Annotated in this window: 22 protein-coding genes; 11 read left to right on the plus strand and 11 right to left on the minus strand. The window is 69.8% G+C overall.

Annotation, left to right across the window (positions count from 1 at the left end; all coding sequences use genetic code 11):
• Positions 1 to 106: 106 nt before the first annotated feature.
• Complete coding sequence (locus ABZX02_RS35125) at positions 107 to 2,653, minus strand: BTAD domain-containing putative transcriptional regulator (protein ID WP_355304892.1); 2,547 nt, start codon at positions 2,651 to 2,653, stop codon at positions 107 to 109.
• Between the two features lie 64 nt (positions 2,654 to 2,717).
• Between ABZX02_RS35125 and ABZX02_RS35130 the strand changes: the two genes are divergently transcribed.
• The 3 genes from ABZX02_RS35130 (at position 2,718) to ABZX02_RS35140 (ending at position 5,702) form a co-directional block, all read left to right on the plus strand.
• Positions 2,718 to 4,340 (plus strand): C39 family peptidase, encoded by a 1,623-nt coding sequence (locus tag ABZX02_RS35130; RefSeq protein WP_355304894.1) that lies wholly within the window; start codon positions 2,718 to 2,720, stop codon positions 4,338 to 4,340.
• Between the two features lie 175 nt (positions 4,341 to 4,515).
• Positions 4,516 to 4,980, plus strand: a complete 465-nt coding sequence (locus tag ABZX02_RS35135) for a hypothetical protein (protein WP_355304896.1) — start codon at positions 4,516 to 4,518, stop codon at positions 4,978 to 4,980.
• Positions 4,977 to 5,702, plus strand: coding sequence for an alpha/beta hydrolase (locus tag ABZX02_RS35140; RefSeq protein WP_355304898.1), 726 nt, complete (start codon positions 4,977 to 4,979; stop codon positions 5,700 to 5,702). Before ABZX02_RS35135 ends, ABZX02_RS35140 begins: the two co-directional genes overlap by 4 nt.
• Here the strand turns inward: ABZX02_RS35140 and ABZX02_RS35145 are convergent.
• Positions 5,672 to 6,271, minus strand: coding sequence for a TetR/AcrR family transcriptional regulator (locus ABZX02_RS35145; protein ID WP_355304900.1), 600 nt, complete (start codon positions 6,269 to 6,271; stop codon positions 5,672 to 5,674). The two genes, ABZX02_RS35140 and ABZX02_RS35145, sit on opposite strands and share 31 nt — an antisense overlap.
• 83 nt (positions 6,272 to 6,354) lie before the next feature.
• Here ABZX02_RS35145 and ABZX02_RS35150 point away from each other — a divergent pair, with 83 nt between their 5' ends.
• Positions 6,355 to 7,299, plus strand: a complete 945-nt coding sequence (locus tag ABZX02_RS35150; RefSeq protein WP_355304902.1) for a beta-ketoacyl-ACP synthase III — start codon at positions 6,355 to 6,357, stop codon at positions 7,297 to 7,299.
• A gap of 604 nt (positions 7,300 to 7,903) precedes the next feature.
• On the opposite strand, the gene ABZX02_RS35155 is transcribed toward ABZX02_RS35150, so the two are convergent.
• From ABZX02_RS35155 to ABZX02_RS35170, 4 genes are all read right to left on the minus strand, one after another.
• Entirely contained in the window at positions 7,904 to 9,283 is a 1,380-nt protein-coding gene (locus ABZX02_RS35155) for an FAD/NAD(P)-binding oxidoreductase (RefSeq protein ID WP_355304904.1), read from the minus strand.
• Positions 9,280 to 10,107 (minus strand): ferredoxin, encoded by an 828-nt coding sequence (locus tag ABZX02_RS35160; protein ID WP_355304906.1) that lies wholly within the window; start codon positions 10,105 to 10,107, stop codon positions 9,280 to 9,282. The genes ABZX02_RS35155 and ABZX02_RS35160 overlap by 4 nt, the downstream gene beginning before the upstream one ends.
• Before the next feature lie 176 nt (positions 10,108 to 10,283).
• Entirely contained in the window at positions 10,284 to 10,964 is a 681-nt protein-coding gene (locus ABZX02_RS35165; RefSeq protein ID WP_355304908.1) for a DUF4142 domain-containing protein, read from the minus strand.
• Between the two features lie 98 nt (positions 10,965 to 11,062).
• Positions 11,063 to 11,662: a hypothetical protein gene (locus ABZX02_RS35170; RefSeq protein ID WP_355304910.1), complete on the minus strand. Its 600-nt coding sequence runs from the start codon at positions 11,660 to 11,662 to the stop codon at positions 11,063 to 11,065.
• Between the two features lie 113 nt (positions 11,663 to 11,775).
• Here ABZX02_RS35170 and ABZX02_RS35175 point away from each other — a divergent pair, with 113 nt between their 5' ends.
• From ABZX02_RS35175 to ABZX02_RS35190, 4 genes are all read left to right on the plus strand, one after another.
• Positions 11,776 to 12,345 (plus strand): sigma-70 family RNA polymerase sigma factor, encoded by a 570-nt coding sequence (locus ABZX02_RS35175; protein WP_030468711.1) that lies wholly within the window; start codon positions 11,776 to 11,778, stop codon positions 12,343 to 12,345.
• Positions 12,342 to 13,076: a zf-HC2 domain-containing protein gene (locus ABZX02_RS35180; RefSeq protein WP_355304912.1), complete on the plus strand. Its 735-nt coding sequence runs from the start codon at positions 12,342 to 12,344 to the stop codon at positions 13,074 to 13,076. The genes ABZX02_RS35175 and ABZX02_RS35180 overlap by 4 nt, the downstream gene beginning before the upstream one ends.
• A gap of 86 nt (positions 13,077 to 13,162) precedes the next feature.
• Complete coding sequence (locus tag ABZX02_RS35185) at positions 13,163 to 13,573, plus strand: hypothetical protein (RefSeq protein ID WP_355304914.1); 411 nt, start codon at positions 13,163 to 13,165, stop codon at positions 13,571 to 13,573.
• A gap of 12 nt (positions 13,574 to 13,585) precedes the next feature.
• The gene (locus tag ABZX02_RS35190; protein ID WP_355304916.1) at positions 13,586 to 14,056 is read left to right on the plus strand and encodes a YkvA family protein; all 471 of its coding nucleotides are present in this window, start codon (positions 13,586 to 13,588) and stop codon (positions 14,054 to 14,056) included.
• Here the strand turns inward: ABZX02_RS35190 and ABZX02_RS35195 are convergent.
• On the minus strand, positions 13,991 to 14,476 hold the full coding sequence (locus ABZX02_RS35195) for a GNAT family N-acetyltransferase (RefSeq protein ID WP_355305113.1): 486 nt from the start codon (positions 14,474 to 14,476) through the stop codon (positions 13,991 to 13,993). The two genes, ABZX02_RS35190 and ABZX02_RS35195, sit on opposite strands and share 66 nt — an antisense overlap.
• Positions 14,477 to 14,541: 65 nt before the next feature.
• Here ABZX02_RS35195 and ABZX02_RS35200 point away from each other — a divergent pair, with 65 nt between their 5' ends.
• The 3 genes from ABZX02_RS35200 to ABZX02_RS35210 are packed head-to-tail and all read left to right on the plus strand — an operon-like array spanning position 14,542 to position 17,637.
• Positions 14,542 to 15,687: a SpoIIE family protein phosphatase gene (locus ABZX02_RS35200; protein WP_355304918.1), complete on the plus strand. Its 1,146-nt coding sequence runs from the start codon at positions 14,542 to 14,544 to the stop codon at positions 15,685 to 15,687.
• Positions 15,684 to 17,204 (plus strand): ATP-binding protein, encoded by a 1,521-nt coding sequence (locus ABZX02_RS35205; protein WP_355304919.1) that lies wholly within the window; start codon positions 15,684 to 15,686, stop codon positions 17,202 to 17,204. Before ABZX02_RS35200 ends, ABZX02_RS35205 begins: the two co-directional genes overlap by 4 nt.
• Positions 17,197 to 17,637, plus strand: coding sequence for a response regulator (locus ABZX02_RS35210; RefSeq protein WP_355304921.1), 441 nt, complete (start codon positions 17,197 to 17,199; stop codon positions 17,635 to 17,637). Before ABZX02_RS35205 ends, ABZX02_RS35210 begins: the two co-directional genes overlap by 8 nt.
• Here ABZX02_RS35210 and ABZX02_RS35215 read toward each other — a convergent pair.
• From ABZX02_RS35215 to ABZX02_RS35230, 4 genes are all read right to left on the minus strand, one after another.
• Complete coding sequence (locus tag ABZX02_RS35215; protein WP_355304923.1) at positions 17,612 to 18,052, minus strand: ClpX C4-type zinc finger protein; 441 nt, start codon at positions 18,050 to 18,052, stop codon at positions 17,612 to 17,614. The genes ABZX02_RS35210 and ABZX02_RS35215 overlap by 26 nt on opposite strands.
• 61 nt (positions 18,053 to 18,113) lie before the next feature.
• Positions 18,114 to 18,263: a hypothetical protein gene (locus ABZX02_RS35220; RefSeq protein WP_355304925.1), complete on the minus strand. Its 150-nt coding sequence runs from the start codon at positions 18,261 to 18,263 to the stop codon at positions 18,114 to 18,116.
• A complete protein-coding gene (locus ABZX02_RS35225) occupies positions 18,260 to 18,985 on the minus strand; it encodes a lysophospholipid acyltransferase family protein (protein ID WP_355304927.1) in 726 nt (241 codons plus the stop codon). The genes ABZX02_RS35220 and ABZX02_RS35225 overlap by 4 nt, the downstream gene beginning before the upstream one ends.
• A complete protein-coding gene (locus tag ABZX02_RS35230; protein WP_355304929.1) occupies positions 18,982 to 19,986 on the minus strand; it encodes an MBL fold metallo-hydrolase in 1,005 nt (334 codons plus the stop codon). The genes ABZX02_RS35225 and ABZX02_RS35230 overlap by 4 nt, the downstream gene beginning before the upstream one ends.
• Positions 19,987 to 19,988: the final 2 nt, after the last annotated feature.

Here is a 19,988-nt window from a genome sequence, read left to right on the forward strand (position 1 = left end):
GGTTCTGCCCCCACGTCCTCGTACTGGTTGTACGGGGGCGTGGGGGCAGAACCGTGAGGTGCCCTGCTGAGCGTGGATCACCTCGCCAACGTTCCGAGACGCGCCACTAGCTCTCCAGCCCCGCCAGCCGCCGGGCCGCTTCCGTTTCGCCCCACCGGAACCCGATCCGCCGCGACAGCTCGACGGCCTCGCCGTAGGACGCCTTCGCCGCGTCCGCCCGGCCGGCCAGCTCGTGCACGATGCCCCGGTCGAGCAGCACGCCGGCCTCGATCTGCCGGTCCCCCACCGACCGCGCGAGCGCCAGCGCCTCGTCCGCCAGCTCCAGCGCGCGGTCGAGCGACCCGAGCTGCCGGTGGGCGTCGGCCATGTTCGCGAGCGCGTGCAGCTCGCCGGACCTGTCCCCGCAGGCGCGCAACGTCGTCAGCGTCTCCTCGTAGCACACCAGGGCGGCGGGGAGATCGCCCAGCGCGGCGTGCACCAGCCCCAGGTTGGTGCGCACGTACGCGGCGCCCTGGGAGTCGTCGAGCTCCTCGCGCAGCCGCAGCGACGCCTCCAGCGAGGTCAGCGCGGCGGGCAGGTCGCGGCGGCGCCAGTGCGTGATGCCGAGGTTGTTGAGGGTCACGGCTTCGAGCTGGCGGTCGTGCAGCGACCGGGCCAGCGCGAGGGCCGCCGTCCAGTGCCGCTGGGCCTCGGCGAACCGGAAGCCCCGCTCGCAGGCGGCACCCAGTTCCTTGAGCGCCAACGCCTCCGCGCGCACGTCGCCCAGGGAGCGGGCGGCCTCCAGGGCGAGGGTGTTCAGCGCGGCCCAGTCCGCCACCTCGGAGCGGCGGCGGAAGTACCAGGACAGGCCCTCGGCGAACGCGATCGCGGCGGCCGGGGACGCCTGGTGCGCGGCGGCGAGCAGGTTGTCGCGCTCCTGCGCGAGCCAGAGGTCGGACGGGGCGTCGGCCAGGGCCTCCAGGTAGTGCTTGTGCAGGCGTTCCAGGGCGAGCGAGCGTTCCTCGGACGTCTCCGAGGCGCGGCAGCGTTCGCGGGCGAACAGGCGCAGCAGGTCGTGCAGCGCGAACCGGCCGGGCACCGGTTCCTCGACCAGGTGCGCGTCGGCCAGCTCGGCGAGGAGGTCCTCGACGTCCGGCACGTCGGTCAGGGCGCGGGCGGCGGCGACCGCGAAGTCGGGGCCGTCGAGCAGCCCGAGCAGGCGGAACACCCGTGCCACCGCCGGGGAACCGAGTTCGGCGTAGCTGACCTCGAACGCCGAGCGGACCGCGACGTCGCCGAGCCGCAGCTCGTCGAGGCGGCGGGTCTCGTCGGCCAGCCTGGCCGCGAGCAGCGGCGCGGTCCACTGTGGACGGGCGGCGAGCCGGGCACCCGCGATGCGCAGGGCCAGCGGCAGTCCTCCGCACCAGCGCACGAGCTCAGCCGCGTCCGCCACCGCACCGGCGACGCCCTCCAGCAACCGGTAGGCGTCCTCCAGTTGCAGCGCACCGAGTTTGACGTACGACGCGCCGTGCAGCGAGGTGAGCGGGCGCCGGGACGTGATCAGGACGGCGGAGCCGGGACCGGTCGGCAGCAGGCGCTTGACCTGGCCCGCCGTCGCCACGTTGTCCAGCACGACGAGCAGCCGGCGTGACGCGGTGAGCGAGCGGTAGCGCAACGCCTCCTCGTCGCCGGGCCGTTCGCCGAGGGCGCGCAGGAACTGGCTGAGGACGCGCTCGGAGGCGCCGTCGGAGAGGTCGGCGTAGAGCTGGCCGTCGGGGAACCGCGCCGCGATCTCGTGCGCCGCCCGCACCGCGAGCGCCGACTTGCCGATGCCCGCCTGCCCGGTGATCACGCACACCGCGACCCGGTCCTGGCGGAGCTGCGCCCTGATCAGGTTCAGCTCGCGGCCGCGGCCGGAGAACGTGACGACGTCCGGCGGCAGCTGGCGGATCGCCGCCGTGCCCACGGGTTTCGCGCGCAGGATCTCGGTCTGCAGGCGCCGCAGCGCTTCCCCCGGCTCGACGCCGAGCTCGTCGAGCAGCACCCGGCGGCACTCCTGGTAGGCCGCGAGCGCCTCGGCCGAACGGCCTGCCCGGTGCAGCGCGACCATCTGCTGCTCGCGCAGCCGTTCGTGCAACGGGTGTTCGCGCACCCACTCGTTCAGGTCGGCGACGACCTCGACGTGCCGGCCGAGGTCCAGCTCCGCCTCGGCGCACTCGACCCGTGCGGCGAGCCGCAGTTCCTCCAGCTGCGCCACGACCCCGCGCAGCAGCCCGGACGCGGCCAGGTCCGCGAGCGCCGGTCCGCGCCACAACGCGAGCGCCTCGCGGTAGGCGCGCGGCGTGCGTTCCCGGCGGGCGACGTCGAGCAGGTCGGTGAACCGGGTGAGGTCGAGCTCGGCGGGGTCGATCGACATCAGGTAGCCCGGCGCCCGCGAGAGCAGCCGCGAGCCGACGATCTTGCGCAGCTGGTAGACGTAGACCTGGAGGTTCTTCAGCGCGGTCTTCGGCGGCGCGTCGTCCCACAGCACGCTGATCAACCGGTCGACCGACAGCACCCGGCCCGGCTGTGCGAGGAGCAGCGCGAGCACGGCCCGTTGCTTGGGCGGCCCAAGGCCCAGCCGCACGCCGTCGTCGGCGTAACACTCGACCGGCCCGAGCACCCGGAACTCCACAGCTCCCGATCGTAACCACCATCCACATACCGGACACATGCCACGCGCCAGCACGTTGGGCGCCATGACGAAAACCTCACTGGCACTGGTGGTGGCGCTGGGCACCCTGGCCGCCGCCGTGTCCCCCGCCCAGGCGGCCGAGCCCTACTCCTCGAACCCCGCGCAGTCGCTGACCGTCCGGTCGGGCAGCGGGTACGACGTGGTCGTCGGTGGTGTCAAGAGAGCCACCTTCGGCGTCAGCGACCCGGCCTACACGGTCCGGTCCACGTCGTCCGCCGACGGCGCGCACGCGGCCGTGATCTCCGACTTCGACGGCACGAGCGGCAGCACGCTGCACACCGTCGACCGCTACGGCAAGTCCCGTTTCGTGGCACGTGGCGCGATCACGTCCGCGGTGTTCCACGGGGCCACGCTGGCCTACGCCGACGGCGAGGACGTCGTGGTGGACGGCAAGGCGGTCGGCAAGCTCAAGGGCCGCGCGCCGCAGCTGCTCGGCTTCACCTCCGACGGCCGCGGCCTGCTGGCCGTGCAGCACCCGGACACCGCGGACGACAGCACGTACGTGGGCTCGCTGGTCCGGTTCGACCTCGGGTCCGGCGCCGCCAAGCCGTTGATCACCTCGGACGCGACCTCGCTGTACCGCGACTTCAAGCTCGTGGACGTCAAGGGCGAGCGGCACGTCAGCTTCATCAAGCACAACGAGATCTACCGCTGCGGCGGCGCGGACCCGCAGTGGCTGGGACTCGCGTCGGAGGACGGCCAGGTCCGGGAACTGATCGGCGAGACGCGGCACCACTACCGCAGCGCGGTGTGGGGCGCGGACGGCGCGAACGTGGCCTACGAGGTCATGGGGTGCGTGTCTGACAAGACGCTCGGACCGGACCAGTTCGCCGCGTTCAACGGCGTCTACGTCCAGGACCTGGCCTCCCGCAAGGCATCGCGGGTCGTCGAGGGCCTGTCGTTCAACTACGCACTGACCGGTGTCGAAGGCGCGGAGGCCGTGATCGGCAGCCCCGCCAAGGGGTATGTGAAGGCGACCGGCCTGCGCGCCGCCACCCTCGACGGCGGCGTGACCACGATGGGCCGCCTGAACCGCGCCGAGTACATCCACCAGCTCTGGGACACCCGCAACGAGTTCAACGGCAACTCGTCCTGCGGCCCCACCAGCGCGGTGATCGACCTCGTGACCTACCAGCTGCCGAACGAGTTCGGCGTGCAGGTCTCGCAGCCCTTCTCGCACTTCTCGAAGTGGGGCCGCTACATCACCGACGAGTTCAGCAACCGCGGCACGACGTTCAACCGCACGATGGCCGACTGGTCGCGCACCGGCAGCTGGAAGGGCGCGCACGGCTGGATCACCGGCTACTACTGCGGCGGCAACCCGGCCCGCCCCTGCGCCTCCTGGGAGTCCGAGCGCGACTTCCTGGCGCGCAACGGCGCGGCGGTGCAGCAGGGCAACTTCACGCCGGCGCAGGTCCGCGCGTTCCTCGACCAGGGCAAGTTCGTGATCATGAGCGGCACGTGGGGGTCGACCGCCGGCCACCTGTCCGTGGTGATCGGTTACCACGACAACGGCCAGTTCTACGTGCACGACACCTACGGGGCGGGCACGGACGGCAGCTACGACGGCGCGAACCAGCTCTACAGCTGGAACTACATCGCGCCCGTGCAGATGTGGGCGGCCTGACGCGCTGAACGGCGACCCTCCTACCCCGGGGCGGGAGGGTCGCCCGGCGACGGACTCGCATTGCGGCGCACGGTCATGCAGGAGGCCGGCTCGCACGCCGTTCTCGCCCACGTCCTGGAGCTGACGCTGCCGACTACTTGACGGAGCCCGTCAAGTACTTGATACAGTCTGTCAAGTGTCGACCCTCTCGGAGCACGTTGACCTGCGGAACGACCTGATCCGGCTGGTGACGAGCCGCCTGCTCGACCCGCTGGAGATCCTGCTGCCGCAGGCCGATCTCGACGGCCTGCGGCAGTCCGTCCGCGCCGACGCGGACATGTGGGCGGCCCAGCTGCTCGGTCCCCGCGACGAGGTGGCGAGGCAGGTCGTCGTCCGCCTGATGACGGTCCTCTACCCCGGCGACACCCCGTTCGACCCGCCGGAGAGCTGGTGGGCGACACCGCTGGGCCGCGTCACCGCGCGCCGCGCCGGTCACCCGAGCAGGGACCACGTCTCCCTGGGCACGGCCGGCGCGATGCTCGGCATCACCCGGCAGGGCGTGCACGACCTCGTCAACCGCAACAAGCTGCTGCGGCACCCGGACGGCGGCGTGGCCGTCGAGTCGATCCGTGCCCGGCTCGGCCTGAGGAGAGACCAGTGAAGCTCGCGGCGACCGACTTCGGCGGCGACGGCCCGTCGTTCCTGCTCCTGCACGGCCTGGGCGGCAGCAGGGCGACGTGGGAAACGCTTGCGCCCCAACTTCACGGCCGCGCGCTGGCGGTCGACCTGCGCGGGCACGGCGAGTCCCCGGACGCACCGTGGGAGTGGGAGGCGGTGCTGGACGAGATCGAGGCCACCGCCGTCCACTTCGGACTGGAGAACCCGGTCGTCGTCGGCCAGTCGCTCGGCGGCGTGCTCGCGGGGCTGTGGGCACTGCGGCACCCGGACTGCCCGGCGGCGGTGAGCCTGGACGGACACCGTTCCGCCACAACACGTCCCGAGAACTACGAGGGGCTCGCACCGGAGGCGGTCGCCGACGGCCTCGCCCGCCTGAACGCCCTCTTCGACGCCCAGCTGGAGATGATCACGCGCCCGTCCCGCGAGATCCTCTCGTTCCTGCGGACCTCACCGGAGCTCCTGGACGCCCTGCCGATCTTCGCGAGGGTGACCGTGCCGTTCCTGCTGGTGCTCGCCACCGAGAACATGCCGGTACCACCGGACCTGCTGCCGCTCATGGACGCCCACCGCGCCGGCCTGCGCCGCGACCTGCCCGCGAACGTGATCGTGCAGGAGATCGAAGCGACCCACGGCCTGGTCTCCACGCACCCGGACCAGGTCGCCGCGATCGTCAATCACTTCGTGAGCAACCGCTTCAACGCCTGACGCGCCCGCCGCGGCGCCGCGCTGTCGTGCTCCAGCTGCAGGAAGTGGTTGAGCGCCAGCATCACCCCGAGGATCTCGTAGATCAGCTGCTCGACGTCGGTGTCGGACTTCAGGTCCCCGTCGCTCACGGCCCGCCGGATGTGGATGCGCAGGTCCCGCCGCCACAACGCGTTCATGCCGGCCAGCGCGTCCCGCACCCGTCCGCTGCGGCCGTCGAACTCGGCCGTGGCGGCGGTGAAGAAACACCCGCCGGGCAACACCTCGCGTTCGAGGTAGGACACCCACGCCTCGCACACGTCGACCAGCCGGGGCAACCCGGACGGCATCTGCTTGACCTTGCGGGGAACCTCGCGCAGGAACACCTCGGCCGCCTGGTCCACCACCGCGAGCTGCAGGGCCTCCTTCGTCCCGAAGTGCCCCAGCAGCCCGGCCTTGCTCATCCCGAGCTCCGCGGCCAACCGCCCGATCGTCAACCCCTCCAGCCCCTCCGCCGACGCGATGGCGAGGCTCCGGTCGAGGATGCGCTGCCGCGTCTCGAGGGTGTCGGCAACAGAACGGCGCGGACTCATCTTTGTAGTCTACGTCTCTTTAGCTACCGACCGATCGGTTGCTATATTCGCCGCGTCGCTCAGGCCGAAGGAGAGAACTCACCTTGTCCGGTTCCCGTGTCGCGGCCCTCGGCCACTACCAGCCCGAACGCGTGCTGACCAACGCCGACCTCGAGAAGATGGTCGACACCAACGACGAGTGGATCCTCCAGCGCACCGGCATCGCCACCCGCCGCATCGCCGCTCCTTCGGAAACGGTCGCGGACATGGCCTCCGAGGCAGGCGCCAAGGCCCTGGCCGCCTCGGGCCTGTCCCCGTCGGACATCGGCCAGGTCATCGTCGCCACCTGCTCGGCCATCGACCGCAGCCCGTCCACCGCAGCACAGGTAGCGGCCCGCCTCGCCATCCCCTCGGCGGTGGTCTTCGACCTGAACAACGCCTGCGCGGGCTTCTGCACGGCCCTGGCCACCGCGGACCACACCATCAGGGCAGGCGCGGCACAACACGCCCTCGTCATCGGCGCCGAGAAGATGTCCGACCTGGTCGACTGGACCGACCGCTCCTCCTGCATCCTGCTGGGCGACGGAGCAGGCGCCGCGGTGGTCAGCGCCTCCGCCTCCCCTCACATCGGCCCGGCGACGTGGGGCTCCGACCCCACCCGAGCGAACGCCGTCCGCCTGGTGAACGAGTGGCAACCGCGCTTCGCACAAGAGGGCCAGTCGGTCTTCCGCTGGGCCACCAGCGAACTCCCGTCGATCGCACTTCAGGCCTGCGAGAAGGCGGGCATCGCCGTCACCGACCTCGCCGCGGTCGTCACGCACCAGGCGAACCTGCGCATCATCGAGGCCCTGACCCGCAAACTGGGCCTGAGCGAAACGGCGATCATCGGCCGCGACGTGGTGGAGTCCGGCAACACCTCAGCAGCCTCCGTCCCGCTGGCTCTGTCCAAGATGGCCGAACGGGGCGAACTCCCCTCAGGCCAGCCGGTGCTGCTCTTCGCGTTCGGCGGCGGCCTCTCCTGGGCAGGACAGGTGATCACCGCTCCGTAGCGGCAACGCTTTCACGCAATGGCGAAGCCGAGGCGTGTGAGCACTGGATGTCGCTCAAGTGGTGGTGACGCGACCACGACGGCGATTGGGGCTTGACTTTGGGTGCGAGGCCTTAAACTTGACCCTCGGCCGGGCTGTTCAGACCCGGCTTTTCTGGGCCGAGGAAGGCCTCGCAAGGGCCCCGAAGTCAAGCCCCAATCGCGATCGTCGCGAAGCGGCGATGTCCGGCACCAGCTCGGTACGAGCAGAGGTGACCACGCTGGAAGGTGACAGGTCGCGCGGCCAAAGGCGACCACCCTCGCACGGTGACCGGTCGCACGGCCGGTGACCACCCCGCTGGAACAGGCACCAGCCCACGCAAGTCGACCCGCACGCTCTCAACACCGCGCGGCCCCAACACAACCAATAGGCCGGTGTGGCGGCCCGGGAGCCCGCCGAGCCGCCACACCGTTGGTGACGCACGAGAAGGAGCACTCAAGCCACCGGCGCGGAAACGAGCGCATCGCCGCGTGACGTCATAGGTCCGCCACCTGGCCACGCGAGCGACGTCGGAGTTCGCCGTCCCCGCTTGCCCTGTACCGGCAGCCTGAGTCCTCCAACCTGGTTAGGGCCTCGCGCGTCCTCCGCCCGACCGCACCATCTCCGGCCTCGACCGCGAATGCCGCCGCCGCTGCAATGGCGGGGACATCGACGACGAGACGGACGGGGGAACGGATGATGCGTGGGCGGCGACCGGTTCGGGAACCGGGAGCATGGTCGTCGGGAGAACCTCCGGCTCGGCGACGGCGGCCGGTTCCTCCGGCTGCGTCCACACGGGAGTGTTCGTCTCGACCTGGTTCTGCCGGAACAGTTCCGGCGTCTCGGTGATGATCTTGCCCGGCTCTTCCAGCCCGACGATGCCGACGAGCTTGCCGTTGGCGATGAAGCCGGTGAGGCCGTTGACGTCGGTGGTGTCGGTGCCCAGGACGGGCAGGCCGGCGCCCTGCACGCGCATGCCGTACTGCTCGGTCCAGAACCGCGGCACGGGCGTGTAGGTCTTGGCGTGGTTGCGGCCCACCAGGAGGTTCTCGGCGGCGGCACGGCCGCCCTCGACCGCGTTGAGCCAGTGCTCGACGCGGCGCACCACGCCGTTGAAGCGCATGTTGGGCCAGCGGGCCACGTCTCCGCAGGCGACGAGGTTCTCGGCGCCGACGACGTGGTTCGTCGAGTCGCACAGGACGCCGTCGGAGATGTCGAGGCCGGAACCGCGCAGCCAGTCGACGGCCGGCGAGGCGCCGACGGCCAGCACGACGCACGAGGCGAAGAAGACCTGGCCGTCCGAGAGGTGGATCCCGATGCCGCCCGGCTGGCGCACCCAGTGCTTGATGCCGACGCCGGTGGCCAGGCGGACGCCGTGCTCGACGTGCGCCTCGGTGATCTTCTTGCCGATCTCGTCACCGACGACGCCGCCCAGCAACGCGGGCGAGCGCACGATCAGGGCCACGTCGCGGCCCATGTGACGAACCGAACACGCGAGCTCGCAGCCGATGAAGCCGCCGCCGATGACGGCGACGAGTCCCTGCGACTGGCGGATGTTCTTGCGGATCGCGACCGCGTCGTCCAGCGTCCGCAGCACGTGCACCCGCGGGTCGTGGCGCGGAGCCCCGCCCATCGCCCTGGCGTCGACGCCGGTGGCGATGATCATGCCGTCGTACTTGATCTCCTCGCCGCCCGGCACCCAGACCGACTGCTTCTTCGGGTCCAGGTGCAGGGCCGGGGAGTTCAGCCGCCACTCGGCGTCGAGGTCCCCGGAGAACGACAGCAACGAGTCGTCCGGGGTCCACTCCCCGGTGATGATCTGCTTCGACAGGCAAGGGCGGTGGTACGGGAGGTGCCGCTCGGCGGACAGGATCGTGATCTGCCCGTCGAAACCCATCTCCCGCAGCCGTTCCGCGGAACGGACTCCACCGAGTCCACCGCCGACGACCACGATCCGTTCGCTCACTTCACTCGCTCCCTGATCTCGATCGCGCGCATCGGGCACGCACGCTGTGCCGCACGGGCCTGGGCGAAGTGCTCCTCAGGCGGCCTGCGGTTGTAGGTCAGGCGGTTGTCTTCGATCAGCTGGAAGACGTCCGGGGCCTCCGCCTGGCAGGTGCCGTAGCGGTGGCACTTCTCGTTGTTCACGCTCACGTCCATCGCGTCGCCCTCGCCGACACCGGGCTCCTTGCCGCGCTCGGACTCGAGCATGCCGATGCGCATGAGCACCTCGGGCGGCAGGAACCGGGCCAGCGCCAGGGTCGCGGTGGGGACGAGGACGGTCAGGCCACCCAGCCAGAGAACGGACAGGTTGCCGTTGGCGATGGCACCGAACCAGGAGTGCACCACGGTGATCGCCACCGCGATGTACGCCGTTTGGTGGAACCGCAACCACTTGCGGTAGAAGACTTTGTGCCTCATCGAGGCGAGGACGGCGATCGCGAGCATGACCTCCAGGCCGAGGATGCCCAGCGCGTGCCGGAACAGGCCGCCGTCGACGAACGGGATGAGGAGCTTGATGAAGCCGAACGTGCCGGTTTGGATCAACGTGAAGGCGAACGCGTGGATGCAGCCGAACGCGATCGCCAGCGAGGCGAGCACCATGTGCCCGTTCTTCAGACCTTCACGGCCGGTGAGCTTCTCGGCCCATCCGGTCGCGATCAGCACGCCCCAGGACAAGGTGGCGCACATCAGGACGTAAGCCAGCCTGGCGGAGATCTGGGCCATCTTCTTGACACCCGAGTCGAACTCGGCTGACTGGGCCACCAGGAGCGGAATCTGGCTCGACAACAACTCTTCCTCCGGAAAACCACTGAGCGGGGAACCACCTCGCGGGAACCCGCCCGGCCCTGTCGTGCAGGAGTGGACACATCAGCGCCGGGCGGGTGGGAACAGGTCCGCGTTGGAGTGCCTCTGACCTTGGGACACCACCTCCGTTTCCCGTCGTGCAACGGGGTCTTGCAGAATCACCGCACCGGTCGTCGCGGGCGGAGTACTCGGAGCAGGAGCACCGTGAGGACGGCTCCCGCAGCGGTGACCGTGAGGATCACCCACATGTTCGGCCCCTCGTTGGAGGCCAGGGTCGCGTTGATGATGCCGCCGGCGGGCTGCGGTTCGGCGAACGACGAGTCGCCCGCGAGACCGGTGCTCTCCAGCAACGTCATGTGCTTCATCACCACGTCGATGCCCGCCTGGGCGAACCCTCGGATGACGTCGTTGCGGGTCCCCGAGCGCACCTTCGCGATGAAGGGGAAGATCTGGCCGTGCGCGGCGCGCAACCGGGCGACGAACGCCTGGTCGAACGCGTCGCCCTCGAGCGCGTTGATCTCTTCCATCCACGACTGCTGCGCCGGGTTCGGCACGTCGGGCGTGGTGAGCCCGAAGCCGGCCGCCGTCTTCTTCGTCAGCGAGTCCAGCATCATGTGGTCGAGCATGATCATCTTGCCGATCTGCTTGACTCTGGCGTTGGACGCCTTGGTGGCCGTCAGCTCGCCCATGGGCATCTCCCACAGGCCCGCGAGGCGCACCCGGTTGAGCAGTTCGCGGTCGTTCGCCGTCAACGGCCCCGAAGGGGTGTCCATCACTCCCCCGGTGTCCGCGGGCTGCGCGGCAGCCGTGGCGGTCAGGCCGGAGAAGAGGAACAACATCGCAAAGACGGTGGCGAGGGCTCTGGTCATCGTCTTGTTGTCCTCGTTGTCCAAAGGAAGTCGATAGGGGGTGGATGCGTTTCGCTCGAGCAGTGGGCTCAGTAGCCGGGCGCTGCCGGGGGTGGCGCGGACTGCGGCGTCTGCGCGGTTCCCGAACTGGGGGACGTGCTCGGCGTGCTGCTGCTCTTGCTGTTGTTCTGCGCTTTCCCGCCGGTGATCTTGGCGCCGTTGGGCGCGGTGACCCACCACACACCACCCTTGCCCTGGCCCTTCATGTCGCCGGCGACCTTGTCCTCGGCGAACGTGTACTGCGGCCAGCCCTGGATGGTGAGCTGCTTGGTGCCGTCCGGCCTGGTCAGGACCCCCATGGAGATCGGGTCCACACCGGTGGCCATCGGCGTCTTGTCCGCGAGGACCGGCTTCCAGGCCTTCGCGCACTCGCCCTCGCAGTTCGACTTGGACGGCTTGGGGACGTCCTTGTCGTACCGGTACATGGGCAGGCCCTCCTGGTCGATCACGAACCACCCCATCGCCTCGGTGTTCGCGATGAAGTAGTTGTTGTGACCCTCCAGATCAGCGGTTTTCGCCTGCAGGCCGCCGGGAGCGGCCTCCCCTCCGGGAGGGGTCTGGGTGCTGCCGCACGCGGTGAGGGAGAGAGCCAGTGCCGCCAGGGCGGTGATGGCTGGTCCACGTCGCATCGGCAGGTCCTTTCTCGGCGGGGTACCGAGGAGTACGGACACGATCCGGCAACGGTTCACGAACTTCGTGAGGAATATTTGCCTCTCGACTTCCGACGCTTGATGGGGCAAGGATGTCCCCCGTGGCGCGGCATAGACGTCAACGTGAGTTAGACGAACAATCACCAAGACCGGGGTCTCTCGAGGAAGAGTTGATCCGACGGCTGTACGAGGAATTCGGTAGTGCCCTGCTGGGACACTGCATGCGGTTGACGGGCCATGATCGACAGTGGGCCGAGGACATCGTGCAGGAGACCCTGGTCAGGGCATGGCGCAATGCCGAGAAACTCGAGCGTGACCCCGTACTGCTGCGGTCGTGGTTGTTCACGGTGGCAAGGCGGTTGGTCATTGACGACAGACGTAAGAGAAGCGTCCGTCCGCAGGAGTTCGAACTGACCCCTTCGGACGAGTCGCCCTCCGGCGGCGAAGAGGATCGCACCCTCGCGGCGATCGTCGTGGCGGAGGCGATGAACGGTCTCTCCGAGGAACACAGGGAGGCTATTCTCGAAACATATCTGCGGGACCGCACCGTCGGTGAGGCCGCGGCGGCACTGGGTGTGCCCCCGGGAACGGTCAAGTCGAGGGTGTACTACGCGCTCCGTGCGTTGCGGCGTGCGTTGCACGATCGGGGAGAGACGCGGTGACAACGGCACCAGATCACCTCGACGTCGCCGCCTACGTGCTCGGCATCCTCGATGCCGATGAGGTGGAGGCGTTCGAGAACCACCTGACCGAGTGTCGGCGGTGTGCTCTTGACCTGCGCGACTTCGCGGTGGTGCCGGACCTCATCGACGAGGCCGACGCGGGCGGGATGCTGCGCGGGACAGCGCCGGAACGCCCCGACGGCAAGTCGGTCCGGGTCATGCTCGACGCCGTCGCGGCGCGCAGGAAGCGCAGACGGTGGTTCGTCGCCCAGGGTGTCGCGGCCGCCGCCGCCGGCATCGTGGCGGTGACCGCTGTCGTGACCACGCTCGTCGTGGGCGGCAAGGACGACGGCTCCAACCAGGCGGCTCCCAGCACGACGACGTCGCAGACGCGGGTGGCGAACAACTCGCAGGACTCGTCGATGAAGGTGCAGCAGCAGGATCCGAACAGCGGCGTCGGGACGAAGATCATCGCCTCCGACGAGCCCTCGGGCACCGCGATGGACATCGAGATCAGCGGCATGGCCGGTCCCGGCAGGGGATCCCTCGTCGCCGTGGGACGAGCGGGCCGCGTCGCGCAGGTCACGTCCTGGTACGCCCCGGAACCGGTGGCGGGCGACAAGAAGACCATCAAGCTGGCCGCGAACGTCGCCATGCGGTGGCACGAGATCGCCACGTTCCGGATCGTCGACGAGAACGGGAAGACGCTGCTCGAAGTCGTGGCCTCCTGACGTAATCAACGACACCAGCCCACTGCCCCCGCGGGATCCATGAGATCCTGTGGGGGCAGTTGTCGTTCTCGGGAAAGGCTGTCTACGTGGCAATTGGCCCGTCAGCGGTCGAGCGCTGGCTCGATCTGTCCACAGAGGAGCTGCGCGCTCAGGTCTCGCGGCTCGTGTCCGCCCGGCTACCGGGTGATCACGCTGTGTGGCAGGCGATCCGGCGTCATCCAGCACTGGTCCCCCGCATCCGCGGTGTCCTCTCCGGACTCGCGGCCTCGGCGGCTGGCAGCAAGGACGAGGCCATGCAGAAGGTCTGGATCTCCAAGGCCCGCGCCGCGCTGGACCAGACCACGCCCGCTCCCGTGAAGGCCGCGCCGAAGCCGGTGGTTGAAGAGGCTCCGGAGGTGGAACCCGAACCCGTGATCGAGCTGAGGGAACCCGAGCCGGCGCAGCGCAAGGCGCCGCACAAGGCCATTCCGACGATGCTCTTCCAAGAACCCAGCTAGGAGCGCAGCCAGGTGGTCGTCTTCGGATCGTTCATCTCGCTGTCCGGCCTGCTGATCCTGCTGCTGCGCACCGCGCCGCTGGGCGGGCTCAGCCCCGCCGTCGTCGGCTGGGTGCTGCTCGGTCTCGGCCTGCTCTTCGCGGGGCTGGGGGTGCTGCGCAACCGCCGCAAGCGGGCGCAGCGGGGTCCCGGGCCGGTGGGCAACCCGATCAGCCGCGCCAAGGCGTTGCCGCGGCTGTGGAAGACGTGGCGCAGCGGGAAGTACCCCGAGCTGCCGCGCAGCCAGGTGGTGATGTGGGCGGTGGCGCTGGTCTACCTCGTGTCGCCGATCGACGTCCTGCCGGAGTTCCTTCCGGTGATCGGCGTGACCGACGACGCGGGTGTCCTCGTGTGGCTGCTCAGCAGCCTGTCGGTGGCCTCAGGCTCGTACCTGCGCTGGGAGAAGGACCATCGCGACACGGGTCGCGGGATCGAGGCCCCGTGACGCCTCCTCGCGCATGATCCCGGCCAGGCCGGGCGAGGTCTCGGTCACGACCTGGAACCCTAAGCGCTCGTAGTACGGCGCGTTCCACGGCACGTCGCGGAAGGTCGTCAGCGTCACCGCGCGTTCGGAACGGGTGACGTGCTCGATGAGCGCGGCGCCGATCCCCTGACGGGCGTGCGAGGGGTGCACGCTCACCTGGTGGACGTGCGTGGCGCCGTCCACGTCCCCGACCGCGATGAACGCGACGGGTACGCCTTCCGCTCCGATGGCGACCCAGACCTCGTGCTCCGCGAGGGCGTCCAGGGACATCGGGTCGTCGTCGGCGATCTCGGGCATTCCGGCGTCGCGGAACGGCTCTCCGGACGCGATTTCGATCTGCTGGAGGTACGGCAGTTCGGCTGGTTGGGCGAGACGGATCAACACACCCCACATCCTGGTAGGTAGGACGCGTGCCTCGCAGCCCGATAACGTTAAAGTCCGACTCGATGCGAACAAAGACAGTGCGCGTCCTCCTGGTCGAGGACGACGACGGCGACGCCCTCCTGGTCGAGGCGCTGCTCGAAGAGGCGAGCGCGCCGTTCGTCCTGTCGCGCGCCGGCACGCTGGCGGAGGCGGAACGGCTGCTCTCCGACGCCGAGTGCGTGCTGCTCGACCTGGGACTTCCCGACTCGCAGGGGCTGGACGGCCTGCACCGGCTGCTGGCCAAACCGGACGCGCCGGCGATCCTGGTGCTCACCGGTCTCGACGACGAGCGCGAGGGCATCGACGCGGTCGCGGCGGGCGCCGAGGACTACCTGATCAAGGGCAAGGTCGACGGCGAGCTGCTGCTGCGCGGCGTCCGGTACGCGGTGGAACGGCGCCGCGCCGAGGACGCCCAGCGCAAGCTCCGCGAGGCCGAGCTGATCGCCTCGGAGCGGTCCCGCCTGGAACGCGGCCTGCTGCCTCCCCCGCTGCTGCAGAACTCCGACGTGGACCTCGAGGTCCGCTACCAGCCCGGTGGCCAGCGGATGCTGCTCGGCGGCGACTTCTACGACGCGGTCGGCCTGCCCGACGGCACGGTCCACGCGATCATCGGCGACGTCTGCGGGCACGGCCCGGACGAGGCGGCGCTGGGCGTCTGCCTGCGCATCGCCTGGCGCGCGCTGGTCCTCGCCGAGGAGCCGGCGGAGAAGGTGCTGCGCACGCTCGACCAGGTCCTGGTCGCGGAACGGCACGGCGAGGGCATCTTCACCACTGCCTGCATGATCACGGTCGCGCCGGACCGCCGGTCGGCCCGCTACTTCCTCGCCGGGCACCCCGAACCGCTGATGATGGTCGGCGACCAGATCGTCGACCTGCCGAAGTCGAAGATCGGCGTCCCGCTCGGCGTGCTGCCGGACTACTCCTGGACCGGGGTCGACGTGCCGCTGCCCCGGGGCTGGTCGCTCGCCTGCTACACGGACGGGCTGATCGAGGGCCGGGTGCCCGACGACGTCGACCGGCTCGGCGTGGAGCGCCTGTGCGAGATCCTCGCCAGACAGCTGCAGGTCGGTCCCGACTGGATGGACTCGGTCATCGCGGAGGTGACGGAGCTGAACGGCGGGGCACTCGACGACGACGTGGCCATCCTGCTGCTGAAGGACGGAAAGTGAACCTGCCGCACCGGCTGCCCGCGAGCCGCCTGCTGGGCATCATCGTGGTGGTCCTGCTCGCGATGACCGCCATCGCGATCTCCTCGACGATCGTCGCGCTCGACTCGCTCGGCTCCGCGCGGGCGCGGGCGGTCGACCAGGTCGACCCCGCCGCCCGGCGCCTGAACGACCTGAACCGCGCCCTGCTCGACCAGGAGACCAGCGTGCGGGGCTTCACCATCACCGGGCAGGAGAACTTCCTCAGGCCCTACCTGGACGGCCAGGAGACCGAGCGGACGACCGCCCAGAACGTCAGGGACCTCGTCGGGGACGTGAACGGCCGGGTGACCCGCGTCGAGGAGCTCGCCCGCCGGTGGCGCGCGGAGTACGCGGAGCCGACGCTCGCCGCCGTGCGCCAGACCGGTCCGAGCGCCGTCGCCGACAGCGGCATCGAGCAGGGCAAGGCGCTGTTCGACCAGATCCGCGTCGAGCTGGCGGCACTGCGCACCGACCTCAGCGGGCTCGGCGAGCAGGCGCGGGCCGAGCTCGACAGTGCAGCACGGGTGGTGTTGTGGCTGGTCATCGGCATGGGCGTGCTGCTGGTCGCGGTGATCGGCGGCCTGTCGCTGCTGCTGCACCGCCTGCTGATCACGCCGCTGGCCGACCTCGCCGCGCACACCCGGCAGGTGGCGACGGGCGACTTCGACCACGCGATCGACGCGAGCGGTCCGCGCGAGACGGTCCAGCTCGGCGAGGACGTCGACGCGATGCGCCGCCGGATCGTGCAGGAGCTCGCGACGCTCGACGCCGCGAAGACCGAGCTGCAGCGGTCGAACTCCGAGCTGGAGCAGTTCGCCTACGTGGCCTCGCACGACCTGCAGGAGCCGCTGCGCAAGGTGGCGTCGTTCTGCCAGCTGCTGCAGCGCCGCTACGGCGGCCAGCTCGACGAGCGCGCCGACCAGTACATCGGCTTCGCGGTGGACGGCGCCAAGCGCATGCAGGTGCTGATCAACGACCTGCTGGCGTTCTCCCGCGTCGGCCGGATGACCCGCGAGCAGACCGTGATCGACCTCAACGACCTCGTGCGGCAGGTCGTGGAGAGCTACTCCGAGCGCATCGAGGAGACCGGCGCGCGCCTGGAGATCGCGGAACTGCCGCCGGTCCGCGGCGAGGCGTCGCTGCTCAGCGCGGTGTTCCAGAACCTGATCAGCAACGCGCTCAAGTTCAAGGGCGACGAGGCGCCGCTGATCACCCTCGACGTCGAGCGGGACGACGACTTCTGGAAGTTCACGGTGCGCGACAACGGCATCGGGATCGAACCGGAGTACGCTGACCGGATCTTCGTCATCTTCCAGCGCCTGCACCCCAAGGACGCCTATCCGGGCACGGGGATCGGCCTGGCGATGTGCCGCAAGATCGTCGAATTCCACGGCGGCACGATCTGGCTGAAGACCGATGTGGACTCGGGCACGACCTTCGAGTTCACCCTGCCCGTTGTTCCCGAACTCGCCGCACACCCCGAGGAAGTCCATGCCTGAGTCACCGCTGAACGTGATCGACGTCCTGCTCGTCGAGGACGATCCCGGCGACGCCCTGATGACCCAGGAGGCGTTCGAGCACCACAAGATCCGCAACTCCCTGCACATCGTCAAGGACGGTGTGGAGGCGCTCGAGTTCCTGCGGCGCGAGGGCGAGTACGCGAACGCGCCGCGGCCGGGCCTGATCCTGCTCGACCTCAACCTGCCCCGCAAGGACGGCCGCGAGGTGCTCAGCGAGATCAAGGCCGACGCCGAGCTGCGGTCGATCCCGGTCGTCGTGCTCACGACGTCGGAGGCGGAGGAGGACATCCTGCGCAGCTACAGCCTCTACGCCAACGCCTACGTCACGAAGCCGGTGGACTTCGACCGGTTCATCGAGGTCGTCCGCCAGATCGACGACTTCTTCGTCACCGTGGTGAAGCTGCCCCGCTGATCACGGCGGCGCTGAAGTCCAGGCACGACCTGCAGATCTGCGCCTCCGCACTTGAGAACACAGGTGCGGACCTGCTGCAGAACGAGCAGTGCCCCTCTTCGGCCACCTGGGCCTCGCTGACGCAGATGTCACAGATCAGCGCGGCGGGTCCGGCCATCATCTTGTCGACGTCCGCGGCGACGCGCCCGCAGAACCAGCAGCGTTCGGTCCGCTTGGACTGCTCGACGATCTGGTGCACCCGCTGGTGGCTCATGGCCAGCGCTTCCGCGATCTCGCGCATCGACCCGCCCGCGCGGTGCAGCTTCAGCACGCTGTGGTGGTAGATGGCCTTCGCGATGTCGGCCTGGTCTTGGGCAGCGGCGGAGGCGGTGCCCGCCTTCCTCGCCGCTGCCAGCAGTTCCTCGTCCAGAGTCATGCTGTCTACGGTAGCTAGACGCGTCTAGCTCCGATAGACACCGTTCAGGCGAACGGCAGCCTCAGTCGACGCTGCGCACGATGACGGGTTCCTCATCGGCCTGCACGACCCATTCCTGGGGCTCGCGCGGTTCGGGGATGACCGGCGCCCAGATGCCCGTTCCACCGGGACGGCGCTTCCGACGTAACTCGAATTCCTCTCGCGTGGTCATGCGGTCTGGGTACCCGCCTCGGCCGAACGTATGCCCGCGAGCATGGTCGTGATGGCGTCCATGACCCGGCGCGTGGCCTCCGCCAGCACCTCGGCGGTGAGGTCGCGGTCGTACAGGTCCGAAAGGTCCACCGGTGCACCCGCGACGACCTCGATCTTCTTGCGCGGCAACAACCTCGGCAGGATCGTGCCCTTCGGCAGCAGGTCCTGCGTGCCCCACTCGGCGACCGGCACGACCGGCACGCGGGACTCCAGCGCCATCCGCGCGACGCCGGACTTGCCCTTCATGGGCCAGTGGTCGGGGTCGTCGGTGAAGGTGCCCTCGGGGAACACCATCACGCACTCCCCGCCGCGCAACGCCTCCACGGCGGGCCGCAGCGCCTCCGAGGCCTTCACCGTGCCGCGTTCGACCGGGATGTGGCCTCCGGAGCGCATCACCCAGCCGACGACCGGTGTGCGCCACAGGGAGGCCTTGGCGAGCACGCGCGGCACCCGGTTCGACATCAGCGCGAAGACCACCGCCGCCACGGTGTCCGAGTTGGACAGGTGGTTGAAGGCGAGGATCACTCCCCCGGTGCCCGGCACGTGCTGCCTGCCGCGCACCCTCAGGCGCACGAACAGCACGACCACGGGCCACAGCACGTCGATCGCCAGCGAGAACCAGAATCCCCTGCCCCGGCGGGGCATCTTCCAGGTCCAGGCGGCCAGCTCAAGCGGTGTCACGCCTGGTATTCGAGCACGCCGGCGTGCAGAGTTCGGGTCAGTTCGCCACGTTCGACGAGAACGTCGAGGTGGGCGGCCGTCTCGCCGATCGCCAGCACCTGGTTGAACATGTCCAGGTCGTCGAACCGGCGCTGGCGGCGGGTCCACCCGATCTTGCGGGCGGTCTCGAACGCGCTGCCCGCCACGGCCTTCCCGATCTCCTCCAGCCGCTGCTCGTGGAACCGCAGCAGCTCGTCGACGCGGGCGTGCGAGCTGTCCGTGACGGGACCGTGCGCCGGCAGCAGCGTGAGGTCCGGGAGCTCGCGGGTGAGCCGCAGCGACGTCATGTAGTCGCCGAGCGGCAGCTCGGGCCGCAGCGGTTCGAAGCCGATGGACGGCGTGATGTGCGGCAGCACGTGGTCACCCGAGAACAGCACCTTCGCCGTGTGGTCGACGAACACGACGTGCCCGCGCGTGTGGCCGGGCGTCGGGATGACCTCGAGCTTGCGGTGTTCCAGGTCGACGGTGCTGCGCACGAGCCACTCGTCGGGCTCCTCGTAGTCGCGCAGCGCGTCGCCGCGGTCGACGTGGTGCATGATCTTGATCCACGTCTCGGCCAGCTCCGCGGCACCCCACTTGCGCAGGTCGGCGACGTGCTGGTCGTCCTGCCCGTGCAGCATGTGCCGCAGCGACGGCTGCTCGCCGAGCCCCAGCCCGATCCGGCTGCCGAACGTGCGGCGTAGCGACACGGCCATCGTGAAGTGGTCGCGGTGGACGTGCGTGATGAGGAACCGCTTGATGTCCTCGAAGCCCTTGCCCAGCGTGCCCAGCGCCGCCTCGAGCTGGTCGCGCGCCTCGTCCAGCGCCCAGCCCGAGTCGATCATGACCAGGCCGTCGCCGTCCTCGACGGCGTACACGTTGACCGCGCGCAGCCCGTCGTTCGGCAGCGGCAGCGGAATCCGGTGCACCCCTGGTGCGACCTCGAACGCGCCCGGCTCACTCCACACGCTCGCCCACCTCATTG

This window comes from Lentzea sp. NPDC003310 (assembly GCF_040610935.1).
Taxonomy (GTDB): Bacteria; Actinomycetota; Actinomycetes; order Mycobacteriales; family Pseudonocardiaceae; genus Lentzea.

Bases quoted from the DNA above. Each gene is read 5' to 3' on its own strand.
- ABZX02_RS35200 (WP_355304918.1), top strand. From the start codon at position 14,542: ATGCGAACAAAGACAGTGCGCGTCCTCCTGGTCGAGGACGACGACGGC.
- ABZX02_RS35130 (WP_355304894.1), top strand. From the start codon at position 2,718: ATGACGAAAACCTCACTGGCACTGGTGGTGGCGCTGGGCACCCTGGCC.
- ABZX02_RS35230 (WP_355304929.1), bottom strand. From the start codon at position 19,986: ATGAGGTGGGCGAGCGTGTGGAGTGAGCCGGGCGCGTTCGAGGTCGCA.
- ABZX02_RS35170 (WP_355304910.1), bottom strand. From the start codon at position 11,662: ATGCGACGTGGACCAGCCATCACCGCCCTGGCGGCACTGGCTCTCTCC.
- ABZX02_RS35165 (WP_355304908.1), bottom strand. From the start codon at position 10,964: ATGTTGTTCCTCTTCTCCGGCCTGACCGCCACGGCTGCCGCGCAGCCC.
- ABZX02_RS35215 (WP_355304923.1), bottom strand. From the start codon at position 18,052: ATGACTCTGGACGAGGAACTGCTGGCAGCGGCGAGGAAGGCGGGCACC.
- ABZX02_RS35175 (WP_030468711.1), top strand. From the start codon at position 11,776: ATGTCCCCCGTGGCGCGGCATAGACGTCAACGTGAGTTAGACGAACAA.
- ABZX02_RS35210 (WP_355304921.1), top strand. From the start codon at position 17,197: ATGCCTGAGTCACCGCTGAACGTGATCGACGTCCTGCTCGTCGAGGAC.
- ABZX02_RS35145 (WP_355304900.1), bottom strand. From the start codon at position 6,271: ATGAGTCCGCGCCGTTCTGTTGCCGACACCCTCGAGACGCGGCAGCGC.
- ABZX02_RS35220 (WP_355304925.1), bottom strand. From the start codon at position 18,263: ATGACCACGCGAGAGGAATTCGAGTTACGTCGGAAGCGCCGTCCCGGT.